The sequence below is a fragment of the Pseudomonas graminis genome, from assembly GCF_013201545.1.
Classification (GTDB): domain Bacteria; phylum Pseudomonadota; class Gammaproteobacteria; order Pseudomonadales; family Pseudomonadaceae; genus Aquipseudomonas.
This window is the reverse complement of sequence record NZ_CP053746.1, coordinates 3,042,388-3,063,972: the sequence shown is the minus strand read 5'-3', so window position 1 is coordinate 3,063,972 and position 21,585 is coordinate 3,042,388. Positions and strand designations below refer to the sequence as shown.

Sequence of the window (21,585 nt, the reverse complement as noted above, 5' to 3'; positions counted from 1 at the left end):
AGTGAACCCGATATCCCAACCCCGTCAGGCCAGGACGCCTGCTTCAATAGCGTCTGGAGCCTCGATGTCTACATTAAGCTTGAAAGATATGCAGCTGGATCTCGAAGATTCGGCGGCTTACTTTGACTCTCTGTCGCAATTTCTCGAAGGTCATGCCATCTACCTGAAGGCTCAGAAAGTCGTGTGTCGACAAGAGGACCTCATGCTCCTCGAAAGTCACGCCGGCAACCTTGCCAACTCGGTGAGGTACATCAAAACCGCGGCTTTACGGATCGCCAACCGCTCGCGTTGAGTCGGGCGAGATATGCGCTTCCCAGACATCACGTGGGCAGCGCTTCTTGAACCTGTGAGCAAGTCGACACCCCACGAAAAACGTCGTCGGTGACTAAACACCCGGCCACACCTCCCTCGCCTGCAATGTTTTTTATTGAACGATCCACGCCTGCCTGCACTCGATAAAGCTAGGCCGCTGACGGCAGCGCGCCCTGATTATGTATCCGCCTTTTAAGGAAGCGGGTTCACGTCAGGGTCTTATCCGCGCCGAAACAGGGCCGAAACGTTACTGGCTGAGTGCATTGCGCGAGCTCGGGATTAGACAGCGCAGGATGTACGCCACGCGCCACACGTACGCAACCATGCGCCTGATGTCCGGAATGAACCCGGCATTCACCGCCGCGCAATCCCGGTAACGCCAAACACGCCGAAACATAAAGGGTTTAGGACTGATGTGCGGATTAGCTGGCGAACTACGCTTTGACAATCAACCTGCGGATCTCGCCGCAGTAGAACGTATCACCCATCATCTCGCGGCCCGCGGCCCGGATGCGTGGGGGTTTCATAGCCAGGGGCCGATTGCCCTGGGCCACCGTCGTTTGAAAATCATGGACCTGTCGGACGGTTCGGCTCAGCCGATGATCGACAGCCACTTGGGTTTGTCCCTGGCCTTCAACGGCGCTATCTACAACTTCCCGGAGCTGCGTGCCGAGCTTGAAAGCCTTGGCTACCAGTTCCACTCCGGCGGCGACACCGAAGTGCTGCTCAAGGGCTACCACGCCTGGGGCCCTGACATGCTGCCCAAGCTGAACGGCATGTTCGCGTTCGCCATCTGGGAACGCGACAACAGAAGCCTGTTCATCGCCCGCGACCGTCTTGGCGTCAAGCCGCTGTACCTGTCGCGCACCGACAAGCGCCTGCGTTTCGCTTCCGCCCTGCCCGCCTTGCTGAAAGGTGGCGACATCAGCCCGATGCTCGACCCGGTCGCACTCAATCACTACCTCAATTTCCATGCCGTTGTGCCTGCGCCACGCACGTTGGTGGCCGGCATCGAGAAACTGCCGCCGGCGTCCTGGATGCGCGTGAGTGCCGAAGGCAAGGTCGAGCAGAAGGTCTGGTGGACGCTGCCTTATGGCCCGCACGCCGACGAAGCCAATCTGACCCTCGAAGACTGGCGCGACCGCGTGCTCGACAGCACCCGCGAAGCCGTTGCCATCCGTCAACGCGCTGCGGTGGACGTCGGCGTGCTGCTGTCCGGCGGCGTTGACTCAAGCATGCTCGTCGGCCTGCTGCGCGAAGTGGGCGTTAAGGATCTGTCGACCTTCTCCATCGGTTTCCAGGATGCGGGCGGCGAACGCGGTGACGAATTCCAGTATTCGGACCTGATCGCCAAACACTACGGCACCAACCACCATCAGCTGCGCATCAAGGAAAGCGAAATCATCGAGCAACTGCCCGCCGCATTTCGGGCAATGAGCGAGCCGATGGTCAGCCATGACTGCATCGCCTTCTACCTGCTGTCTCGCGAAGTGGCCAAGCACTGCAAGGTGGTTCAGAGCGGTCAGGGCGCGGACGAGTTGTTCGCCGGTTATCACTGGTACCCGCAAGTGGACGGCGCCAGCGACCCCTACGCCGCCTATCGCGATGCGTTTTTCGACCGCAGTTACGCCGAATACGCCGACACCGTTACGCCGAAGTGGCTGACGGCGAATGACGCCGCCGGCGATTTCGTGCGCGAGCATTTCGCGATGCCGGGCGCTGATGCGGCCGTGGACAAAGCCCTGCGACTGGACAGCACGGTCATGCTGGTGGATGACCCGGTCAAACGCGTCGACAACATGACCATGGCCTGGGGCCTCGAAGCGCGCACCCCATTCCTCGATTATCGACTGGTCGAGCTGTCGGCTCGGGTTCCGGGCCGCTTCAAGTTGCCGGACGGCGGCAAGCAGGTGCTCAAGGAAGCGGCGCGACTGGTGATTCCGTCCGAAGTCATTGATCGCAAGAAAGGTTATTTCCCGGTGCCGGGCCTCAAGCATCTGGAAGGCGATACGCTGAACTGGGTCCGCGATCTGCTGCTCGATCCAAGCCAGGACCGTGGCCTGTTCAACCCGGTCATGCTCGACAAACTGCTCACCGATCCACAGGGTCAACTGACGCCCCTGCGCGGCTCCAAGCTGTGGCAGCTCGCAGCGCTGAACCTGTGGCTCAGCGAACAAGGACTCTGACCGATGAAAGCCAACGCTTCGATTCATAACCAGCGTTTGTTGCGCGGCCAGGCGCCGTCGTACGAGCGCTTGCAGGCTCGCCTTGCCGAAGACGGCAGCACGCCTGAGACAGAACCGCTGGCTCTGCATTGCGGCTGGGGGCGGCTGTTGATTGGCCATACCTACCCCGACCCGGCGTCCCTCGCTCACGAGTTGCTCAACGAAAAACAGGGTGAGCGCGACATCGCCCTGTATGTCGCCGCACCGCAACAGGTGCTGGCGCAATCGCCGCAACAGTTGTTTCTCGATCCGTCAGACACGCTGCGCCTGTGGTTCAGCGATTACCGCCCGGCCCAGCGGGTGTTTCGAGGTTTCAGGATTCGTCGGGCACAAAGCGAGGGCGACTGGAACTCGATCAACAATTTGTACATCGCCCGTGGCATGTTGCCCATCGACCCTGCCCTGCTGACGCCTCGGCACCAAGGCGGCCCGGTCTACTGGATTGCTGAAGACGAGACTACCAACGCCGTGATCGGTAGCGTCATGGGCCTGAATCACCAAAAGGCGTTCAACGATCCCGAAAACGGCAGCAGCCTGTGGTGCCTGGCGGTTGACCCGCAATGCACACGGCCTGGCGTCGGCGAAGTGCTGGTGCGTCATCTGGTCGAGCACTTCCAGAGCCGGGGTCTGGCGTACCTGGATCTGTCGGTGCTGCACGACAACGAACAAGCAAAAAGCCTGTACGGCAAGCTGGGCTTCCGCAATCTGCCAACCTTCGCCATCAAGCGAAAAAACGGCATCAACGAGAAGCTGTTTCTCGGCCCAGGCCCCCAAGCAGACTTCAACCCGTACGCGCGGATCATCGTCGAAGAAGCCCATCGTCGCGGTATTGAGGTGCAGGTGGACGACGCCGAGGCCGGACTGTTCACGCTGATTCATGGCAGCCGCCGGGTGCGCTGCCGCGAGTCGTTGAGCGACCTGACCACCGCCGTCAGCATGACGCTGTGCCAGGACAAGCGCATGACCCTGAAGACGCTGAAGGCGGCGGGGCTGGAAGTGCCGGTGCAGCAACTGGCGGGAAACGGCGACGACAACCTGGCGTTTCTCGAGGAACACCAGCGCGTCGTGGTCAAGCCGGTCGATGGCGAACAGGGTCAGGGCGTGGCCGTGGACCTTCGTACGATCGAAGATGTCCAGGCGGCGGTCGAGCGTGCTCGCCAGTTCGACAGCCGTGTGCTGCTAGAAAGCTTCCACCAAGGGCTTGACCTGCGCATCGTCGTGATTGGTTTTGAGGTCGTCGCTGCGGCCATCCGCCGTCCTGCCGAAATCATCGGCGATGGCCGTCACACCGTGGGTCAGCTGATCGAGGCGCAAAGTCGACGTCGTTCTGCAGCCACGGGCGGCGAGAGCAAGATTCCGGTGGACGATGAAACCCACCGCACCGTAGAGGACGCGGGTTTCAGCTTCGACAGCGTGTTACCGGCCGATCAGCGTCTGGCCGTGCGCCGCACCGCGAACCTGCACACCGGCGGCTGTCTGGAAGACGTCACCGCGATTCTTCACCCGGTGCTGCAGGACGCCGCCGTGCGTGCCGCCCGCGCCCTCGACATCCCGGTGGTGGGTCTGGACCTGATGGTGCCCGCCGCCGATCAGCCGGAGTATGTGTTTATCGAAGCGAACGAGCGCTGCGGCCTGGCCAATCACGAGCCACAACCGACGGCCGAGCGTTTCGTCGATCTGTTGTTTCCCCACAGCCAGCCTGCCCATGGCTAAGGCGCAACCGCTGTAGCCCTGAGCCTGCCCGCGACAGGTCTGGTCGGGCGACGAATTCGTCGACACCAGACCCGTCCCGCGAGCGAGTCCGCTCTCAGCTTAATCTGCGCCACACATTGAGGTCCCTATGACGACTGCAAACATCCTTGAACCGGATCTGAATTACCTGCAGAAAGTCCTGCTGGAAATGCTCGCGATCCCGAGCCCCACCGGTTTTACCGACACCATCGTGCGCTACGTCGCCGAGCGGCTTGAAGAACTGGGCATTCCGTTCGAACTGACCCGTCGCGGCACCATCCGCGCCACGTTGAAAGGCAAACAGAACAGCCCCGATCGTGCCGTTTCCGCGCACTTGGACACCATCGGTGCCAGCGTTCGTGAAGTGAAAGACAACGGCCGACTGGGCCTGGCCCCGGTGGGTTGCTGGTCCAGTCGCTTTGCCGAAGGCAGCCGCGTCAGCGTGTTCACCGACACCGGCGTGATCCGCGGCAGCGTGCTGCCATTGATGGCGTCGGGGCATGCGTTCAATACCGCCGTCGACACCATGCCCATCAGCTGGGACCACGTTGAGGTGCGTCTGGACGCCTACAGCGCCACTCGCGCGGACTGCGAATCGGTGGGCATCAACATTGGCGATTTCGTGGCGTTTGACCCGTTGCCCGAATTCACCGACAGCGGCCACATCAGCGCTCGCCATCTGGACGACAAGGCCGGCGTCGCCGCTCTGCTCGCAGCCCTCAAAGCCATCGTCGACAGCGGCGTCGAGCCCCTGATCGATTGCCACCCGCTGTTCACCATTACCGAAGAAACCGGCAGCGGCGCTGCGGGAAGTCTGCCGTGGGACGTCAGCGAGTTCGTGGGGATCGACATCGCGCCTGTCGCGCCCGGCCAGCACTCGAGCGAACACGCGGTCAGCGTGGCGATGCAGGATTCCGGCGGCCCGTATGACTATCATCTGTCGCGACATCTGTTGCGCCTGGGTGAGCAAAACGATCTGTCCGTGCGCCGCGACCTGTTCCGCTATTACTACAGCGACGCGCACTCGGCGATCACTGCCGGTTACGACACGCGCACGGCCCTTCTGGCTTTCGGTTGCGACGCGACCCATGGCTATGAACGCACACACATCGACAGCTTGAACACGCTGAGCCGTCTGCTCACCGCCTACATCATGAGCCCGCCGGTGTTCGCCAGCGATGCGCATCCGTCCAATGCGTCTCTGGAGAATTTCAGCCATCAGCTGGAGCACGACGCGCAGATGGAGAGCGACACCCGCGTACCGTCGGTGGATACATTGGTGGGGCAGCGGTAGCCTGCCCGCACGGGGCGCGATAGCATCGCCGCCCCGTGTATATTTTGTGATGGCCGAGAAACCTATGCTGATCCCTTACGACCAACTCGAAGCCGACACCCTGACGCGCCTGATCGAGGACTTCGTGACCCGCGATGGTACTGACAACGGTGATGACACTCCCCTTGAAACCCGCGTGTTACGGGTACGTCATGCGCTAAGCAAAGGTCAGGCGGTGATTTTCTTCGACATGGACAGCCAGCAATGCCAGCTGATGCTCAAGCGCGAAGTGCCGAAGGAATATTTCGAGGAATAAAGGGAATCACGTTCCCGGCGAGCGGTTGGCGAGTTGTTGCAGCCGTGAGGCGATTCTTCGGAATACCTCTGCGCGGTGAATCCTTACATGCTGCGGCGCATCGATTCCCAGCCGGACCTGATTGCCGGTGATGCCCAGCACCTTCACGGTAATGTCATCGCCAATGTTGAAGGTCTCTCCGATTTCCCGCGTCAATACCAGCATACGTCCTACTCCTTGGCTGTGACCGAGGGAGCAGGTTGACGCTCACACCCCGACGCTTCAATGCGCCAGAGCAAAATCAGTAACGTCCTTCAATCCTTCAAGACCACGACTGACGGACGCTTCCTACGCGCCCGACCCTTTCCGGCCGGCACCTCAGAGAAAGGTCCGGCAGACGTCAGTTTTTTCATTCCGGCCGGGAAGATCAGGCGGCTGACCAGCGCGGCCCGAACAGAATGATGGTTGCGCCCATCACGCATAAGCCAACGCCGATCCAGTCCGACATGAGCGGTCGCACACGCTCGATAACGCCTAGCCAGGTAATGGAGGCAATGATGTAGATGCCGCCGTATGCCGCATAGGCGCGCCCGGCGTACGTGGCTTCAATTCGAGTCAACAGCAGGGCGAACAGCGTCAAGCTGATCAGCGCCGGAAGGGCCCACAGCGCGCTCTTGCCTTGACGCAGCCACATCCAGAAGGCGTAACAACCGGCTATTTCGAACAGCGCGGCAAGAAAAAACCAGAGGTAATTGAGCACGATGAGCCTCGTCCAGGGCAGCCGGAAAATGCCGGCAACCCTATCAGAAAAGAGCCTGGGGAATGTCTGGCTCCGCTTCAGGCCTTCGCTTTGGCACGCATCTTCTCCGCCATGTTTGCCATCTCGTCGTACAGCAACTGCGGATTTTTCTGTTTGAGCTGCCAGGCCATTCGACCTTGCTCATGGGGCAGGATCATGAATTCACCGCTGGCAACTTGCTGGTAGATGTAGTCGGCGATGTCCTTCGCGCTGATGGGCGAACTCTCCAGCAGCTTGCCGACCTGGGCTTTCATCGCCGGCGTGGGGCCACGAAAGGAATCCAGCAGGTTGGTCTGGAAGAACGATGGACACACCACATGCACACCGATTTCCTGCTGGCGCAGCTCGATCAGCAGGCTCTCAGACAACGCCACCACGCCGGCTTTGGCGACGTTGTAATTGCTCATCGCCGGCCCCTGCATCAACGCCGCCATGGAGGCGATGTTGATGATCTTGCCTTTGCTCTGTTCCAGCAGCGGCAAAAACGCCTTGCAGCCTTTGACGACGCCCATCAGGTTGATCGCGATCTGCCAGTCCCAATCTTCCAGGGACAGTTCGCCAAAGAATCCACCTGAGGCAACGCCGGCGTTGTTGACGATCACATCGATGCCACCGAATTTCTGTTCGCAGGCCTGGGCGAAAGCGGTGAGCTGGCTGTAGTCCCGAACATCACAGCGCTGAACGAAACCGTCCCCACCCGCTTCGCGCACCAGCCCCAGTGTTTCCTGAAGGCCGCTGTCGCTGATGTCCGACAGCGCCAGCTGCCAACCTTCGCGCGCCCAGCGCAGCGCGATCTCACGTCCCAGCCCGGACCCTGCGCCGGTAATCATGATGCGATTGTGCATAGCAGACGCCTTGTCGATTACGAAGAAGTGGCTAGAGTGTAAACAGGAGGATTGTCCGACAAACCCTTCATCAGATCGCTGAATATGAGAGGCAAACCGAATGCTTTGAGTGCTAATCACTCTTTTGGGTGCATTTAGCTGATTAGTATTTGCAGGACGAACTCTAATATCGAATCCGGCGACCCGTTACTTACTGCTTGGTTCCACACTAAGCGAGGTACTTTTCGCACGTTTTGTAGTCAGGGCTTGAAAAGATCACGACGTACTCTTAACGCTCAACCGTTTGATTCCCATGGTATTTTCTGGAGGTGTTAATTTTTATTTCTGAAGTCCAGAACCTTTTGATTAGTGCGACAGTCGGATTCATCAAGCAGCACAATGATTAGCCGTAGTGGCGACCTCTTGAACTGCATAGCCATCTTCCAAGAACACTAGAAGGAACTCGTCATGGGCATCGGCACAATTCTGATCATCATCCTTATCCTGCTGTTGATCGGTGGGCTCCCGGTATTTCCGCACTCCCGGAGCTGGGGCTACGGTCCATCGGGCATTATCGGTACGATTCTGGTGATCCTGCTGATATTGGTGTTGCTGGGCAGGATTTAACTGCTAAAGCTGCCATAAAAAAGAACCGCGCTTAGGCGCGGTTTTTTTATGGAAGTGGTTCTGCTGGTGCAGAACTGTTTCGCCTTCGGCGAGTTACTTTTAAAAAGCACTGTACGGACCGGACACATCGTTTACACGTGTACGGGGACATGGTTAACACTTTCTGGCGTACCCACTTCGCCGGAAAGCCATCATGCCTTGGAATACGAGAGACGCCATGAGCCTGAAAACTGAGTTTGTTGCACTGGCTTTGCAACCTGGCAGCAATAAAAGAGAGCTGTGCCGACGCTTCGGTATCAGCCCTCCTACGGCATACAAGTGGCTAAAACGCTTTGAACTGGATGGGGTTCAAGGCTTGCAGGCGCAGTCACGGCGCCCGCTTTCCAACCCAAAATTGACCCAGGCTGATTTGGAAGCGGAGGTTGTAAAACTTCGGAGGGATCAACCAGCATGGGGTGGACGCAAGATTAGTAATTTGCTGGATAAACGCATTGCTCCCAGCACGGTTACCAACGTTTTGCATCGGCACGGACTGATTTTGCCGTCGGAGAATTTGCTGCAGGCGTCAGGCAAACGCTTCGAACACGAGGCGCCGAACGATCTTTGGCAAATGGACTTCAAAGGGCATTTTGCGATTCAGCAGGGTCGTTGCCAGCCACTGACATTGCTGGATGATCACTCTCGTTTCAACTTGGCGATCGAGGCCTGTGCCAATCAACAAAAGGGCACGGTGCAGCAAAAACTGACCCAAATATTCCGCCATTTTGGCCTGCCTGCAAGGCTCAATCTGGACAACGGAGCGCCTTGGGGCTCGCCGAGAAATCCCGGAGAGCTCTCGGAACTGAGCATCTGGTTGGTCCGCCTGGGCATTCGGGTGAGCTTCAGCCGTCCTCGCCATCCGCAAACCAATGGCAAGCTGGAGCGTTTCCACCGTTCACTCAAAGCCGAGGTTCTCAATGGACGCCACTACTGCACACTTGCCGACGCCCAAGCGGCCTTTGACCGGTGGCGTGAGATCTATAACCACCAACGACCTCATGAAGCGCTAGGCCTCAAAGCCCCTATGAGTCGATATCGGGCCAGTCCTTGGGCCTTCCCCGAGCAACTGTCTGAGTTTGAATACGGGCCGGATGACGTAGTAGCCAAGGTCTATCACAGCCGATTTCGCTTTCGAAAGCATTACTTCAGCATCGCTAAAGGCCTTGTTGGGCAACTGATCGCAATACGACCCGACCCGCAGAGCGAAGAGCTGTTCAAGATCTACTTCTGCCATCACCTGCTGCGGACGATCAACATCAACCAACCGGACTATGACTGATGATGTGTAAACGATGTGCCCGCACAGGCGTAAACGATGTATCCGGTCTATACAAAAAGCACTAAAAGTAACCAAAAGTGCCTGCTCTCGGTTGGGCCCTTCCTTCGTCAGGGTTCCTTCACTCCGGTCCCGCTCCGTGGGCCCGCGCCGAACGGACATCCATGTCTTAACGGCGCTCTCACCGCATCCCTGCGGCTCGGCCCACTGCGCGAGACCTGCGTTCAGCCTGCACCAAAGTCGCGATTGGCGGTGACTGGGCTTTTTGCGTTTGAAGATCAAAAGCAGATCAAGAGCTTCCCGGCTAAAGCCGGTCTACGGGTATAGGCGGTATCCGGTGTACCCGGTGTACCCGGCGTATGCGGTGTTTGCGGTGTTTGTGAGTAGGACCGGCTTTAGCCGGGAAGGGGCCGGTTTGAACACCGTAATTTCTAAACGTGCGTTCACCCATCAGCGGCTGCGACTGCGACTGCGCGTTGAGGAGATCAGCGGGAGGGAGGATTTACAGCAACCGAACAGGACGTTCTGAAGAAGCTAGGGCGTAACGCCCTAGCAGATAGCGGGCATCACTTTTTCTTTTTTGCAGGCTTGTCAGCCTTTTCTGCCTTGTCTGATTTCTTGGCTTTCTCTGGCTTGCTATCAGCTTTCTTTGCAGCTTTCTTTGGCTCAGCTGCTTTTTTGGTGTCTTTCTTGGTGTCTTTCTTTTCGGAAGACTTCGAAAGAGCCGATGCCGCCGCTGATTTCTTTTCTGGTGAGGACTTTTTGTCTTTCAAGTCCTTGCTGGCTTTCGAAGCTTCGCCTTTGGTTTTCTTGTCGTCTTTAGCCACGTTAACCACCTCTCAAAGAGTGCCGGTATTAGCACAAGGCCTGTGGGAATATCCACACGCTGATCATTAGGCGAAGCGGCTTGAAAGCGGTTCAATCTTTTTAAGCACCGAACGCAAAAATGATATCTGCCTCAGATTCAACCACGCGTGAACTGGCCCCTTCCCGGCTAAAGCCGGTCCTACACCGGACGCGCTTGTGATCTTCATCTTCCTACGCAGAAAGTTCAGACGACACCAATCGCGACTTGGGTGCAGGCTGAACGCAGGTCTTGCGCAGTGGGCCGAGCGGCATGGATGCCGCGAGAGCGCCGTTGCGGACATGGATGTCCGTTCGGCGCGGGCCCACGGAGCGAGACCGGAGTGAAGGAACCCCGACGCAGGAGGGGCCCAACCAGGAGCAAGCACCCTTGGTTAGTTGGGGATGGTGCGACTTTCGACTTTTCCAAGTAACTCGCCGAAGGCGAAACGTCTGCCCCCAGGCAGACGCCCTTGATCTTGATCTTAAGCGCTTTTAAAACAAAAACGCCCCGAAGACCGGGGCGTTTTCGCACAGCACTACCTCAAATCAATGCGACACGGCACCACTGGCCCCCAGGCCCGTCTGCGAACGCACAAACTGCGGGAAGAACAACGCACGCTCACCCTCCGCCGCCTTCGACTTATCCGTAATCGAGAAAAACCAGATCCCGACAAACGCAATCGCAATCGAAAACAACGCCGGATACTCGTACGGGAAAATCGCCTTCTCATGATGCAGAATCTGCACCCAAATCGTTGGGCCCAGAATCATCAACACCACCGCACTGATCAAGCCCATCCAGCCGCCAATCATCGCGCCGCGAGTGGTCAGGTTCTTCCAGTACATCGAAAGCAACAACACCGGGAAGTTACAGCTCGCGGCAATCGAGAACGCCAGGCCCACCATGAACGCAATGTTCTGACTTTCGAACGCAATACCCAACAGGATCGCCACGACCGCCAACGCCACCGTGGTGTACTTCGACACGCGGATCTCGTCTTTTTCGTTGGCCTTGCCCGCCTTGATCACACTGGCATACAAGTCGTGGGACACCGCCGATGCACCGGCCAGGGTCAGACCTGCCACCACCGCCAGGATGGTCGCGAACGCCACCGCCGAGATAAAGCCCAGGAACAGGCTGCCACCGACCGCATCGGCCAGGTGAACCGCCGCCATGTTATTGCCGCCGAGCAACGCGCCCGCCGCGTCCTTGAACGCCGGATTGGTGCTGACCAAGAGGATCGCGCCAAAACCGATGATGAAGGTCAGGATGTAGAAGTAGCCGATGAAACCGGTCGCGTAGAGTACCGACTTACGGGCTTCCTTCGCATCACTCACGGTGAAGAAGCGCATCAGGATGTGTGGCAGGCCCGCGGTGCCGAACATCAGCGCCAGACCCAGGGAAAACGCCGAGATCGGATCCTTCACCAGACCGCCCGGGCTCATGATCGCCTCACCTTTCGGGTGAACCTTCACAGCCTCGGAGAACAGCACGTTGAAGTCGAAGTTGACGTGCTTCATCACCATCAACGCCATGAACGACGCGCCGGAGAGCAGCATCACCGCCTTGATGATCTGTACCCATGTGGTCGCCAGCATGCCGCCGAACAGCACGTATAGGCACATCAGAATACCGACGAGCACCACCGCCACCGCATAGTCCAGGCCGAACAGCAGCTGGATCAGCTTGCCGGCGCCGACCATCTGCGCGATCAGGTAGAACGCCACGACCACCAGCGAACCGCAGGCCGACAAGGTACGGATTTCCTTCTGCTTGAGGCGATAGGACGCCACGTCAGCGAAGGTGTACTTGCCCAGGTTACGCAGGCGCTCGGCGATCAGGAACAGGATGATCGGCCAGCCCACGAGGAAGCCGATGGAGTAGATCAGACCGTCGTAGCCGGAGGTGTAGACCAGCGCGGAAATCCCCAGGAAAGACGCCGCCGACATGTAATCACCGGCAATGGCCAGACCGTTCTGGAAACCGGTGATCTTGCCGCCTGCCGAGTAATAGTCCGACGCTGTCTTGTTCTTTTTCGACGCCCAGTACGTGATGTAAAGCGTGAACCCGACGAAGACCACAAACATGACGATGGCCGACACGTTCAACGGTTGCTTCTGTACCGCACCGGTCAGCGCGTCGGCTGCCCAGAGTGTCGGTGCGAAAGCGGCAAGGCCGAAGGCCGCAAGCAAGCGCCGGATCATTGCTGCGCCTCCTTCAGGATGGCGTTGTTCAGGTCATCGAATTCACCGTTTGCGCGGCGAACATAGATGGCGGTCAGAACGAACGCGGACACAATCAGCCCGACGCCGATCGGCATTCCCCAGGTGATGGTTGATGTGGCGCTGATTTTGGCGCCGAGAATCTGAGGCCCATACGCAATCAGAAGGATGAATGCGGCATAGAGCCCAAGCATGATTGCCGAGAGAATCCAGGCGAATCGTTCCCTTTTCGAGACCAGCTCCTTGAAGCGCGGGCTGTTCTGAATCGAGAGGTAAATGCTGTCGTTCATTGTTTTTGTCCTCGCAGCACAGATGGATGTCACGGTTTGCACTTTAGTCCGCTCTGCGTTGCACTCCAGACGACCTTAGTATTAGAACGACATTAGTTGATGTTCGAGGGATTGCCTCTTTTAGCCGCGGTTGAGTGCGCCTACAGGTAGCGGCAATAAAAAACCGCCGGGCGATGACTCGCCAGGCGGTTTGATAAGACGTTAAATCTTTGTGACGGATTACTTACCGGTCCACTCTTTCACGCGATCCGGGTGCTTCGCGACCCAGTCCTTGGCCGCCGCTTCAGGCTTGGCGCCGTCCTGGATGGCGAGCATGACTTCGCCGATTTCATCCTTGTTGGCCCACTGGAATTTCTTCAGGAAATCCGCAACGTCAGGGGCCTTTTTCGCCAGATCCAGGCTACCGATGTTGTCGACGGTTTCAGCCGCACCATAAACGCCCTTCGGGTCTTCCAGGAATTTGAGCTTCCATTTCGCGAACATCCAGTGCGGTACCCAGCCGGTCACGGCAATGGATTCTTTCTTGTTCTCAGCGCGGGTCAGCTCGGCGATCATGCCGGCGCCGGAGCTGGCCTGCAGCTTGTAACCGTCGAGGCCGTAATCCTTGATCGCCTGATCGGTCTTGATCATCACGCCTGAACCGGCATCGATGCCGACGATTTTCTTCTTGAAGGATTCGTCGGTCTTGAGGTCCGCCACCGAGTTGGCTTTCACGTACTCGGGCACGATCAGGCCGATTTTCGCGTCTTTGAAGTTTGGGCCGTAGTCGGTGACCTTGTCCTTGTTCTTGGTCCAGTACTCGCCGTGGGTGACGGGCAGCCAGGCAGACAGGATCATGTCCAGCTTTCCGGTCGCGACGCCCTGCCACATGATGCCGGCGGCAACGGCCTGCAACTTCACCGGATAACCCAGTTTCTGCTTGATCACCTCGGCGGCGACGTTGGTGGTGGCAACACTGTCGGACCAGCCATCGACGTAACCGATGCTCAGCTCGGGTTTGGCGTCGGCATGGGCCAGCGTGGAACTGATGGCCAGTGCCAGCGCGGCACCGACACCCAGGATTTTTCGCATCGTCATTTTAACTTCCCCGGTAGTCCAGAGCCCGACAGCGGTCGGGCGTCGTTAACGTTCTTATAACGTCGCACTTGCGCCCTGGTTCGGGGCAAGCCACGCGTTTCACGCTTCCACCACGTGCCTGCGCAGACGCAATCGCTGCGTGGACGATTGATCATCAACCCCCATACACCTCGTGCCTTTCCTGCCAGCGACACCCAGCCACCCAGTAAACGACATCACCGCGCCATCAACGACAGCCAGGTCGTAAAGAGGCTATGAAACCGTCCGAAAATTGCATGGTGTGCAAAAGCGCCGAGAGGATGAGGTGTGTAACTGCGTCATCTTGCTACTATGCCGACCTTTGCCCCAATTCGGCCCCATCATGTCCGCACCCTCCCGCTCGCCTGTCGTTCTTTATCTTTTCTCCTGTGTGATTGCCCTGCTTGGCCTGTGCGGCTATTGGTACTGGCTGGGCAAGCCGGTGATGCTGCCGGACGCCGCCACGCCGACCCACAAACTGCAATGCGCGTCCTACACGCCGTTCGACAAAGACCAGTCCCCGTTCGACCAGCCCTTCACCCTGCGCCCCGCGCGGATGGATGCTGACCTGGCGCTCCTCGCGACGCGCTTCGACTGCGTGCGCACCTATTCAATGACCGGCATGGAGGCGATTCCCGACATCGCTCGCAAGTACGGCCTCAAGCTGATGCTCGGTGCCTGGGTCAACGGCAACCCGGTCGACACCGCCAAGGAAATCAAGGCACTGGTGACGGCCGCGAATACCCACCCGGATGTGGTGACGGCGGTGATCGTCGGTAACGAGAGCCTGTTGCGCAAGGAAGTCACCGGCGCTCAACTGGCCACGCTGATTCGTCAGGTGAAGGCGCAGGTCAAACAGCCGGTCACTTATGCAGACGTCTGGGAATACTGGCTGCAATACCCGGAAGTCGCGCCGGTTGTGGATTTCCTGACGATCCATCTGCTGCCGTACTGGGAAGACGACCCCACCGGCATCGACAAGGCCCTGGCCCACGTCGCGCAGATCCGTGAAACGTTCGGCAAGCAATTCGCGCCCAAGGACATTCTCATTGGCGAGACCGGCTGGCCCAGCGAAGGCCGTCAGCGTGAAACCGCGCTGCCCAGCCGGGTCAACGAGGCCAAGTTCATTCGCAGTTTCGTCGCGATGGCCGAGCAGCACGGTTGGCATTACAACCTGATCGAGGCGTTCGACCAGCCGTGGAAGCGCCAGTCCGAAGGCGCGGTAGGCGGTTATTGGGGCCTGTTCGATGCGGATCGCCAGGACAAAGGCGTGCTGGCCGGACCGGTGTCGAACCTGCCGCTGTGGCCATCCTGGCTGACGGTCAGTGGCGCGATCGCCCTGATGGCGCTGGCGTGGGCGGGTCGTGTCAGTCACGCACGCAGCGCGCTGATGCTGCCGTTGCTGGCAGCGTTCGCCGGTTGCTGCATCGGCACCTGGGGTGAACTGGCCCGGGTGACCAGCCGCTTCGCCGGTGAATACCTGTGGGCAGTGGCGCTGGTGGCGCTGAATCTGCTGGTGCTCGCCCACGCCGCGCTGGCGTTATCAGCCCGCGCAGGCTGGCGCGAGCGCGTGTTCGTGTGGCTGGAGGCTCGGGCCGGGTGGTGGTTGTACGCCAGCGGGTTCGCCGCGGCGGTGATGATGCTGGCGATGGTCTTTGACCCGCGCTACCGCAGCTTCGCGACGGCAACGTTGTGGCTGCCGGCGCTGGTCTACCTGATCCGCCCGGTGGCGGCACCACGCCGAGAGATCGGTCTGCTGATGTTCATCGTCGGCGCCGGCATCGTGCCGCAGCTGTTTCGCGAAGGCTTGAGCAATCCCCAGGCCTGGGCGTGGGCGGCCGTGAGTGTGCTGATGGCGCTGGCACTGTGGCGCAGCGTGCGCATTGGCGCACCTGTAAACGCGCGGAGCACTGCGCAGCAGAGCACTGTTGACGCTGTGTAGCCAATGCTGTGTAACCGAGTGTGCGTTGGGACGGATACATTGTGTTACCGCCGAGGGACTGAAAGGCTCGAAGGCGGGTAACACGGAAACAAAAATCCGTTACTCAGGAGGGGTACCAGTTGATCGGAATCTGCAAGGCATTGATTTATAACGTATTGCAAAAGTTGGCACGCACCCTGCTATATCTCCTGCATAACAAGAACAAAATGTGAAAACCCAATAAAAATAAGATGAATCGGCTCTGACATAACAAGAACAACGGCACAGAGACGCAGCCAACAGATTTTTTTGGAGTAGAAACGCTTTACCGAGGCCCCGGCCTCGCAGCCCGACCGAGAATAATAAAACTACCCTCAGGTAGCGGCCAGAACGGGTTGGATCACCTCTCGCAGAAGAGGAATCAAAGCAGGTCAGCGCTCAAAAAAATACGTTTGCTCTTGTATCCCGTATGGGGATCACCGAAGACGCTGTAGAGGGACCGGTTGCCAATAACAACAACAGACCGCCCTACAACAATAAGAAAGAGCACGTGCAACGATTTAAAGGGGAGCCTCGGCTCCCCTTTATGCTGCCTGAGATTTAGCGTTCAGTTCTCGGTTTTCATAATCAAGCCTGCTGAGCGCGCACCAGCCGCAACCCGGCAATCACCACCGCGAACACCGCCAGACTGGCCGTGTAAAGCACCAGCGCCAATATCCCCAGCAGCAAGCCAAGGACTGCGAGCGCTCGGCCGACCTGACGCGGAATAAAGAACGCGATCAGCGATGTGATCAGCGCGCCCCATCCGAACACACCGAAGTGAATCCACAGGCCCAGGTTCGAGCGCAACTGGCACTGCCATTTCGACGCCTCGTCCGCGCAGATTCCTACCCACTGCACGTCTTCCATCAGCCCGTAACGCAAGCCGTAACTGACGGCGAGCCACAGCGCCAGAACGAAAAACAGCACCACCAACGGCAGACGACGGGACACGACACACTCCAGAAAATAACCAACGGCGCGCAGCATAGCCGCAGCGGCCGGGACAAAACCATCCGGGCAATAAAAAGCACGAGCGGACAGGTCAGAAGTGCCATAACCTGTATCGTCGAAGAGGGTCATGCGAGAGTCGCTTGCCGTCACGGCACTTTGGCACTACACCCGTGTCATAGCCTGCGTATTTCAACAGCACATCATTCCCAAGGGATTCAGTCATGCTTCGTTTTCTGCGCCTCGCCGCCTTATCAGGCGGCCTGTTTTTGAGTGCGTCCGTGATGGCGGTCGATATCGATCCGTCCAGCTATGGCTTCCCCTTGACCAATCCGTTCGAAGCGACCATCGCCACGACCCCACCGGATTTGCGTGCCAAGGTGCCTGAAGACGCCGACATCGATCAGGACGATTACAGCCTCACCATGCGTCCGGAGCGCGAGTTCACACTGCCGGATAACTTCTGGGCCGTGAAAAAACTGCGTTACCGCCTCGCCAAACAAGACCACCCTGCGCCCCTGATCTTCCTGATCGCCGGCACCGGCGCGCCTTATAACAGCACCCTTAATGAATACCTGAAGAAGCTGTACTACGGCGCCGGTTACAACGTCGTGCAGCTTTCGTCGCCAACCAGCTACGACTTCATGAGCGCCGCCTCACGTTTCGCCACCCCGGGCGTGACCAAGGAAGACGCCGAAGACTTGTACCGCGTCATGCAGGCCGTTCGCGCCCAGCAGTCCAAGCTGCAGGTCACCGAGTATTACCTGACCGGTTATAGCCTCGGCGCACTGGATGCGGCGTTCGTCAGCAAACTCGACGAAACCCGCCGCAGCTTCAACTTCAAGAAAGTGCTGCTGATCAACCCACCGGTGAACCTCTACACGTCGATCACCAACCTCGACAAGATGGTGCAGACCGACGTCAAAGGCATCACCAACAGCACCACCTTCTATGAACTGGTGCTGCAGAAGCTGACCCGTTACTTCCGTGAAAAAGGCTACATCGACCTGAACGATGCGCTGCTGTATGACTTTCAGCAGTCCAAGCAGCACCTGTCCAATGAACAGATGGCCATGCTGATCGGCACCTCGTTCCGGTTCTCTGCAGCCGACATCGCCTTCACCTCCGACCTGATCAACCGTCGCGGCCTGATTACCCCGCCGAAGACCCCGATCAGCGAAGGCACCAGCCTGACGCCGTTCCTCAAGCGCGCGCTGCAATGCGATTTCGACTGCTACGTGACCGAGCAGGTTATCCCGATGTGGCGTGCCCGTACCGACGGCGGCAGCCTGCTGCAACTGGTTGATCAGGTCAGCCTGTACGCGCTGAAGGATTACCTGGCGAGCAGCAAGAAGATCGCCGTGATGCACAACGCCGACGACGTGATCCTCGGCCCGGGCGACCTCGGTTTCCTGCGCAAGACTTTTGGCGATCGCCTGACCGTTTACCCTTACGGCGGTCACTGCGGCAACATGAACTATCGCGTCAACAGCGACGCCATGCTGGAGTTTTTCCGTGGCTAAACGTCTATTGCTTATCGCCGCCCTCCTCTGCGCTGGCGCCGTCCACGCGGCCGACGCGCCGATCATTTCCCAGGCAGCCCCGGTCCAACGCATCGATAACCCGGACGGGTTCACCGAGCCGTTGAAGTCGCTGAAATTCAACCCGGGTCTGGATGCTCAGGAGTTCGAGCGCTCGTCCCTCAACGCGCTGAACGTCTATGACCCGCTGGAATCCTGGAACCGCCGGGTCTACCACTTCAACTATCGCTTCGATGAGTGGGTGTTCCTGCCGGTGGTCAACGGCTACAAATACGTAACACCGAGCTTCGTGCGCACCGGCGTCAGCAACTTCTTCGGCAACCTGGGCGATGTCCCGAACCTGCTGAACAGCCTGCTGCAGTTCAAGGGCAAGCGTTCGATGGAAACCACCGGCCGCCTGATCGTCAACACCACGCTGGGCATTGCCGGGCTGTGGGACCCGGCGACCCTGATGGGCCTGAAGAAACAAAGCGAAGACTTCGGTCAGACCCTGGGTTTCTATGGCGTACCGGCCGGCCCGTACCTGGTGCTGCCGATCCTCGGTCCATCGAACCTGCGTGACACCGGCGGCCTGGTCTTCGACTTCACCGCTGAATCGCAGATCAACTTCCTCAACGTTGCCCAGGTCAGCGAAGACCACCCTGAGCTGTACCTGCTGCGCGCCATCGACCGTCGCTACACCACCAGCTTCCGCTACGGTCAGATGGATTCGCCGTTCGAGTACGAGAAAGTCCGTTACGTGTACACCGAAGCCCGCAAGCTGCAGGTGTCCGAGTAACGTGATCTGAAAGCTGCCGGCACTGCCGGCAGCAGAACCTGTGGGACTGGCTTCAGCCGGGAAGAGGCCCGTCGGCACGCCATCACATTCGTGGTGTTAATGCCGGCGTTTTCCCGGCTAAAGCCAGTCCTACAAGTGCGTGGTCCGGCCGCTGGAGATCTAGCGGCCGCTCACACCTCTTCGCGAGCAAGCTCGCTCCCACATGGACAATGTTTGCTGCTCGACCTTACGGCGCTCGGATGAAGGGGCTCCCCGACAGTATCCGGAACAAGCCCCAGATCCATCGCCAAACCCGATCATTCCCCCGCAAAAACGTCACCCATCCATCGCCTCAACAGGCCTACCATAGGCGCCATTCCCCTTTTGCCGGAGTGAGCCCCATGCCCCCATTTCGTAAAGTGCTGTCGATCCAGGCCGGCCAACCGACGTCCGACGGTGCCGGCGTTAAGCTGACCCGTGTGTTCGGCGGGCCCGGCATCGAAGCCTTCGACCCGTTCCTGATGCTCGACGAGTTCGGCTCCGAGAACCCCGACGAGTACATCGCCGGCTTTCCGCCCCATCCCCATCGCGGCTTTGAAACCGTGACCTACATGCTCGAAGGTCGCATGCGCCATGAAGACCACATGGGCAACGTCGGCTTGCTGCAAGGCGGCGGCGTGCAGTGGATGACCGCTGCGCGCGGCGTGATTCACAGCGAAATGCCCGAGCAGGAGAAAGGCGCCATGCGCGGCTTCCAGCTGTGGCTCAACCTGCCGGCCAAATCGAAGATGGGCGACGCCGGTTACGACGACATTCAGCCCGAGCGCATTCCGCGCATCACCACGCAGAACGGCGTCGAGGTCGTGGTCATCGCCGGACAGTTCGACGACGGTCACACGTCCCAGGCAGGCGCCGTGCAGCGTCCGGACACCGAGCCGCAGTATTTCGATTTCCACATGCCTGCCGGCAGCCTCATCAGCCCGCGCGTCGCCGAGGGCCATCGCGTGCTGTTGTACGTGTACGAAGGTGAAGTCGAGATCGCAGGACAGCCACAGAAACTGGGTACGAGCCGTCTCGCGCGATTGTCGGAAAGCGGTGAGATTCAGCTAAATACCCAGGCGGGCGCACGCGTGTTGCTGATCGCTGGCAAGCCGCTGGGCGAACCGATCGTGCAATACGGCCCGTTCGTGATGAACAGTCGGGAAGAAATCGAACAGGCCCTGCGGGATTTTCGGGATGACAAGCTTACGGCGTGATCGCCCTGGACCCGGCATTCGGCAGAGCAACTACTCCAACTGCAGGAACCGCATCAACTCATCCTTCTGGGCCATCGCGTCGCGGCGGCCCAGTTCGATGAGCTCACTGCAATAACCCGATTCGAACAACAGATAACTCAATACCCCTGCCCCACTGGTCTTCGTCGCACCGGGCCCGCGCAGAAACGTGCGCAGCGCCGGCGGCAATTCGCGGCGATGGCGAGCGGCGATTTCGTCGATGGGCTGGCTGGGCGAAATCACCAGCACCTCAACCGGCGCCAGGGATTGAATGGGCGTCGAGTCTGAGGACTGCGGCTTTGGCACGTCGGGCCCGGGCAGCATGCGGCTGACGATGTTCAGCCGCTCCAGCAGTTCGATATCGCTTTCGAGGCTGTCAATAAATGTGCTGTTGAGCATGTGCCCACCGATCTGCGCGAGACTCGGTTGCACGCCACGGACCGCGCGCGGCACGGGCGGGTTTGCGCCAGGGCCACGGGGGTTGCCGCTGACGCCCACCACCAGCACGCGGTTGGCGCCCAGGTGCAGCGCCGGACTGATCGGCGCCGATTGCCGCACCGCGCCGTCACCAAAATATTCCTGTCCCAGCTTCACCGGCGCGAACAGCAACGGAATCGCGGAACTGGCCAGCAGATGGTCAATGGTCAAGCGCGTAGGCAGGCCGATCCGGCGATGCCGCAGCCAGGAATCGATCGTGCCCTTGCCCTGATAAAACGTGACCGCCTGCCCCGACTCGTAACCGAATGCGGTGATCGCCACCGCGCGCAGATGCCTGGCTTCAATGGCTTCGTCGATGCCGTCGAGGTTGAGCCGCGCGGTCAGCAGGTCCTTGAGCGGCGAACTGTTGAGCAGCGCCACCGGGACCTGTTGGCGACCGATGCCCAACAGGCTGCGACCGAAGAATCGCGCGGCCTGCCGGACGACGCCGAGCCAGTCGCTGCGCAACACTTGATGGCTGCGAAAGCCCTGCCAGAAGTCAGTGAGTTCGTGGATTGCCGTACGAAACTGCGCGGCGCCGCTGGCCAGCTTCACGGCATTGATCGCGCCGGCGGAGGTGCCGACGATGACCGGAAAAGGATTCTTGGCGCCGACAGGCAGCAGGTCAGCGATGCCGGCCAGTACGCCCACCTGATAGGCCGCGCGGGCACCGCCACCGGACAGAATCAGCCCGGTGACAGGCTCGACGCCGGGGGCTAGGGCTGAGCCGTGGCGCACCGCTTGTTGTTCTGTGGCGCTTGTCGTCATGG

The 21,585-nt window shown here is 59.4% G+C and carries 20 protein-coding genes; 11 read left to right on the top strand and 9 right to left on the bottom strand.

Annotated elements, in window-relative coordinates; all coding sequences use genetic code 11:
- The first annotated feature begins 64 nt into the window (after positions 1–64).
- From FX982_RS13735 to FX982_RS13715, 5 genes are all read left to right on the top strand, one after another.
- On the top strand, positions 65–292 hold the full coding sequence (locus FX982_RS13735) for a hypothetical protein (protein WP_172611188.1): 228 nt from the start codon (positions 65–67) through the stop codon (positions 290–292).
- Positions 293–725: 433 nt separating this feature from the next.
- On the top strand, positions 726–2,498 hold the full coding sequence (locus tag FX982_RS13730) for an N-acetylglutaminylglutamine amidotransferase (RefSeq protein ID WP_172611186.1): 1,773 nt from the start codon (positions 726–728) through the stop codon (positions 2,496–2,498).
- 3 nt (positions 2,499–2,501) lie between these two features.
- Positions 2,502–4,250, top strand: coding sequence for an N-acetylglutaminylglutamine synthetase (ngg, locus tag FX982_RS13725; protein ID WP_172611185.1), 1,749 nt, complete (start codon positions 2,502–2,504; stop codon positions 4,248–4,250).
- Between the two features lie 127 nt (positions 4,251–4,377).
- A complete protein-coding gene (locus FX982_RS13720) occupies positions 4,378–5,562 on the top strand; it encodes an osmoprotectant NAGGN system M42 family peptidase (RefSeq protein ID WP_172611183.1) in 1,185 nt (394 codons plus the stop codon).
- Between the two features lie 64 nt (positions 5,563–5,626).
- Positions 5,627–5,857, top strand: coding sequence for a YheU family protein (locus FX982_RS13715; RefSeq protein ID WP_122537509.1), 231 nt, complete (start codon positions 5,627–5,629; stop codon positions 5,855–5,857).
- 6 nt (positions 5,858–5,863) lie between these two features.
- On the opposite strand, the gene csrA is transcribed toward FX982_RS13715, so the two are convergent.
- From csrA to FX982_RS13700, 3 genes are all read right to left on the bottom strand, one after another.
- Entirely contained in the window at positions 5,864–6,061 is a 198-nt protein-coding gene (gene csrA, locus FX982_RS13710) for a carbon storage regulator CsrA (protein WP_172611181.1), read from the bottom strand.
- A 202-nt stretch (positions 6,062–6,263) separates the two neighbouring features.
- Positions 6,264–6,596 (bottom strand): YnfA family protein, encoded by a 333-nt coding sequence (locus tag FX982_RS13705; protein WP_172611179.1) that lies wholly within the window; start codon positions 6,594–6,596, stop codon positions 6,264–6,266.
- Positions 6,597–6,673: 77 nt separating this feature from the next.
- Positions 6,674–7,480, bottom strand: coding sequence for an SDR family oxidoreductase (locus FX982_RS13700; RefSeq protein ID WP_172611177.1), 807 nt, complete (start codon positions 7,478–7,480; stop codon positions 6,674–6,676).
- Positions 7,481–7,927: 447 nt separating this feature from the next.
- On the opposite strand from FX982_RS13700, the gene FX982_RS13695 reads away from it, so the two are divergent.
- On the top strand, positions 7,928–8,086 hold the full coding sequence (locus FX982_RS13695) for a DUF3309 family protein (RefSeq protein WP_092410703.1): 159 nt from the start codon (positions 7,928–7,930) through the stop codon (positions 8,084–8,086).
- 193 nt (positions 8,087–8,279) lie between these two features.
- Positions 8,280–9,404: an IS481 family transposase gene (locus tag FX982_RS13690; RefSeq protein WP_172611176.1), complete on the top strand. Its 1,125-nt coding sequence runs from the start codon at positions 8,280–8,282 to the stop codon at positions 9,402–9,404.
- 563 nt (positions 9,405–9,967) lie between these two features.
- Here FX982_RS13690 and FX982_RS13685 read toward each other — a convergent pair.
- The 4 genes from FX982_RS13685 to FX982_RS13670 form a co-directional block, all read right to left on the bottom strand.
- Positions 9,968–10,237 carry a hypothetical protein gene (locus FX982_RS13685; protein WP_172611174.1) on the bottom strand — a complete coding sequence of 90 codons (270 nt, stop codon included), beginning with the start codon at positions 10,235–10,237 and terminating at the stop codon, positions 9,968–9,970.
- A gap of 556 nt (positions 10,238–10,793) precedes the next feature.
- On the bottom strand, positions 10,794–12,452 hold the full coding sequence (locus FX982_RS13680) for a cation acetate symporter (protein ID WP_172611171.1): 1,659 nt from the start codon (positions 12,450–12,452) through the stop codon (positions 10,794–10,796).
- Entirely contained in the window at positions 12,449–12,760 is a 312-nt protein-coding gene (locus FX982_RS13675; protein WP_074890233.1) for a DUF485 domain-containing protein, read from the bottom strand. The genes FX982_RS13680 and FX982_RS13675 overlap by 4 nt, the downstream gene beginning before the upstream one ends.
- A 219-nt stretch (positions 12,761–12,979) precedes the next feature.
- Positions 12,980–13,837 carry a glycine betaine ABC transporter substrate-binding protein gene (locus FX982_RS13670; RefSeq protein WP_122537502.1) on the bottom strand — a complete coding sequence of 286 codons (858 nt, stop codon included), beginning with the start codon at positions 13,835–13,837 and terminating at the stop codon, positions 12,980–12,982.
- A 361-nt stretch (positions 13,838–14,198) separates the two neighbouring features.
- On the opposite strand from FX982_RS13670, the gene FX982_RS13665 reads away from it, so the two are divergent.
- Positions 14,199–15,797 (top strand): glycosyl hydrolase family 17 protein, encoded by a 1,599-nt coding sequence (locus tag FX982_RS13665; protein ID WP_172611170.1) that lies wholly within the window; start codon positions 14,199–14,201, stop codon positions 15,795–15,797.
- A 606-nt stretch (positions 15,798–16,403) separates the two neighbouring features.
- Here FX982_RS13665 and FX982_RS13660 read toward each other — a convergent pair.
- Positions 16,404–16,769 carry a hypothetical protein gene (locus FX982_RS13660; protein ID WP_172611168.1) on the bottom strand — a complete coding sequence of 122 codons (366 nt, stop codon included), beginning with the start codon at positions 16,767–16,769 and terminating at the stop codon, positions 16,404–16,406.
- A gap of 221 nt (positions 16,770–16,990) precedes the next feature.
- On the opposite strand from FX982_RS13660, the gene FX982_RS13655 reads away from it, so the two are divergent.
- The 3 genes from FX982_RS13655 to FX982_RS13645 all read left to right on the top strand — a co-directional run bounded on the left by FX982_RS13655 (position 16,991) and on the right by FX982_RS13645 (position 20,320).
- Positions 16,991–18,289: a serine/threonine protein kinase gene (locus FX982_RS13655; RefSeq protein ID WP_065986875.1), complete on the top strand. Its 1,299-nt coding sequence runs from the start codon at positions 16,991–16,993 to the stop codon at positions 18,287–18,289.
- Positions 18,282–19,085, top strand: coding sequence for an MlaA family lipoprotein (locus FX982_RS13650; protein ID WP_172611166.1), 804 nt, complete (start codon positions 18,282–18,284; stop codon positions 19,083–19,085). The genes FX982_RS13655 and FX982_RS13650 overlap by 8 nt, the downstream gene beginning before the upstream one ends.
- A gap of 380 nt (positions 19,086–19,465) precedes the next feature.
- Positions 19,466–20,320, top strand: coding sequence for a pirin family protein (locus FX982_RS13645; protein ID WP_172611165.1), 855 nt, complete (start codon positions 19,466–19,468; stop codon positions 20,318–20,320).
- Positions 20,321–20,350: 30 nt separating this feature from the next.
- On the opposite strand, the gene FX982_RS13640 is transcribed toward FX982_RS13645, so the two are convergent.
- A complete protein-coding gene (locus tag FX982_RS13640; protein ID WP_172611163.1) occupies positions 20,351–21,583 on the bottom strand; it encodes a patatin-like phospholipase family protein in 1,233 nt (410 codons plus the stop codon).
- Positions 21,584–21,585: the final 2 nt, after the last annotated feature.

Coding starts and splice junctions, on each gene's coding strand:
- FX982_RS13670 (WP_122537502.1), bottom strand. CDS start 13,837: ATGACGATGCGAAAAATCCTGGGTGTCGGTGCCGCGCTGGCACTGGCC.
- FX982_RS13680 (WP_172611171.1), bottom strand. CDS start 12,452: ATGATCCGGCGCTTGCTTGCGGCCTTCGGCCTTGCCGCTTTCGCACCG.
- csrA (WP_172611181.1), bottom strand. CDS start 6,061: ATGCTGGTATTGACGCGGGAAATCGGAGAGACCTTCAACATTGGCGAT.
- FX982_RS13655 (WP_065986875.1), top strand. CDS start 16,991: ATGCTTCGTTTTCTGCGCCTCGCCGCCTTATCAGGCGGCCTGTTTTTG.
- FX982_RS13695 (WP_092410703.1), top strand. CDS start 7,928: ATGGGCATCGGCACAATTCTGATCATCATCCTTATCCTGCTGTTGATC.
- FX982_RS13735 (WP_172611188.1), top strand. CDS start 65: ATGTCTACATTAAGCTTGAAAGATATGCAGCTGGATCTCGAAGATTCG.
- FX982_RS13645 (WP_172611165.1), top strand. CDS start 19,466: ATGCCCCCATTTCGTAAAGTGCTGTCGATCCAGGCCGGCCAACCGACG.
- FX982_RS13700 (WP_172611177.1), bottom strand. CDS start 7,480: ATGCACAATCGCATCATGATTACCGGCGCAGGGTCCGGGCTGGGACGT.
- FX982_RS13665 (WP_172611170.1), top strand. CDS start 14,199: ATGTCCGCACCCTCCCGCTCGCCTGTCGTTCTTTATCTTTTCTCCTGT.
- FX982_RS13690 (WP_172611176.1), top strand. CDS start 8,280: ATGCCTTGGAATACGAGAGACGCCATGAGCCTGAAAACTGAGTTTGTT.
- FX982_RS13715 (WP_122537509.1), top strand. CDS start 5,627: ATGCTGATCCCTTACGACCAACTCGAAGCCGACACCCTGACGCGCCTG.
- FX982_RS13675 (WP_074890233.1), bottom strand. CDS start 12,760: ATGAACGACAGCATTTACCTCTCGATTCAGAACAGCCCGCGCTTCAAG.
- FX982_RS13640 (WP_172611163.1), bottom strand. CDS start 21,583: ATGACGACAAGCGCCACAGAACAACAAGCGGTGCGCCACGGCTCAGCC.
- ngg (WP_172611185.1), top strand. CDS start 2,502: ATGAAAGCCAACGCTTCGATTCATAACCAGCGTTTGTTGCGCGGCCAG.
- FX982_RS13730 (WP_172611186.1), top strand. CDS start 726: ATGTGCGGATTAGCTGGCGAACTACGCTTTGACAATCAACCTGCGGAT.
- FX982_RS13720 (WP_172611183.1), top strand. CDS start 4,378: ATGACGACTGCAAACATCCTTGAACCGGATCTGAATTACCTGCAGAAA.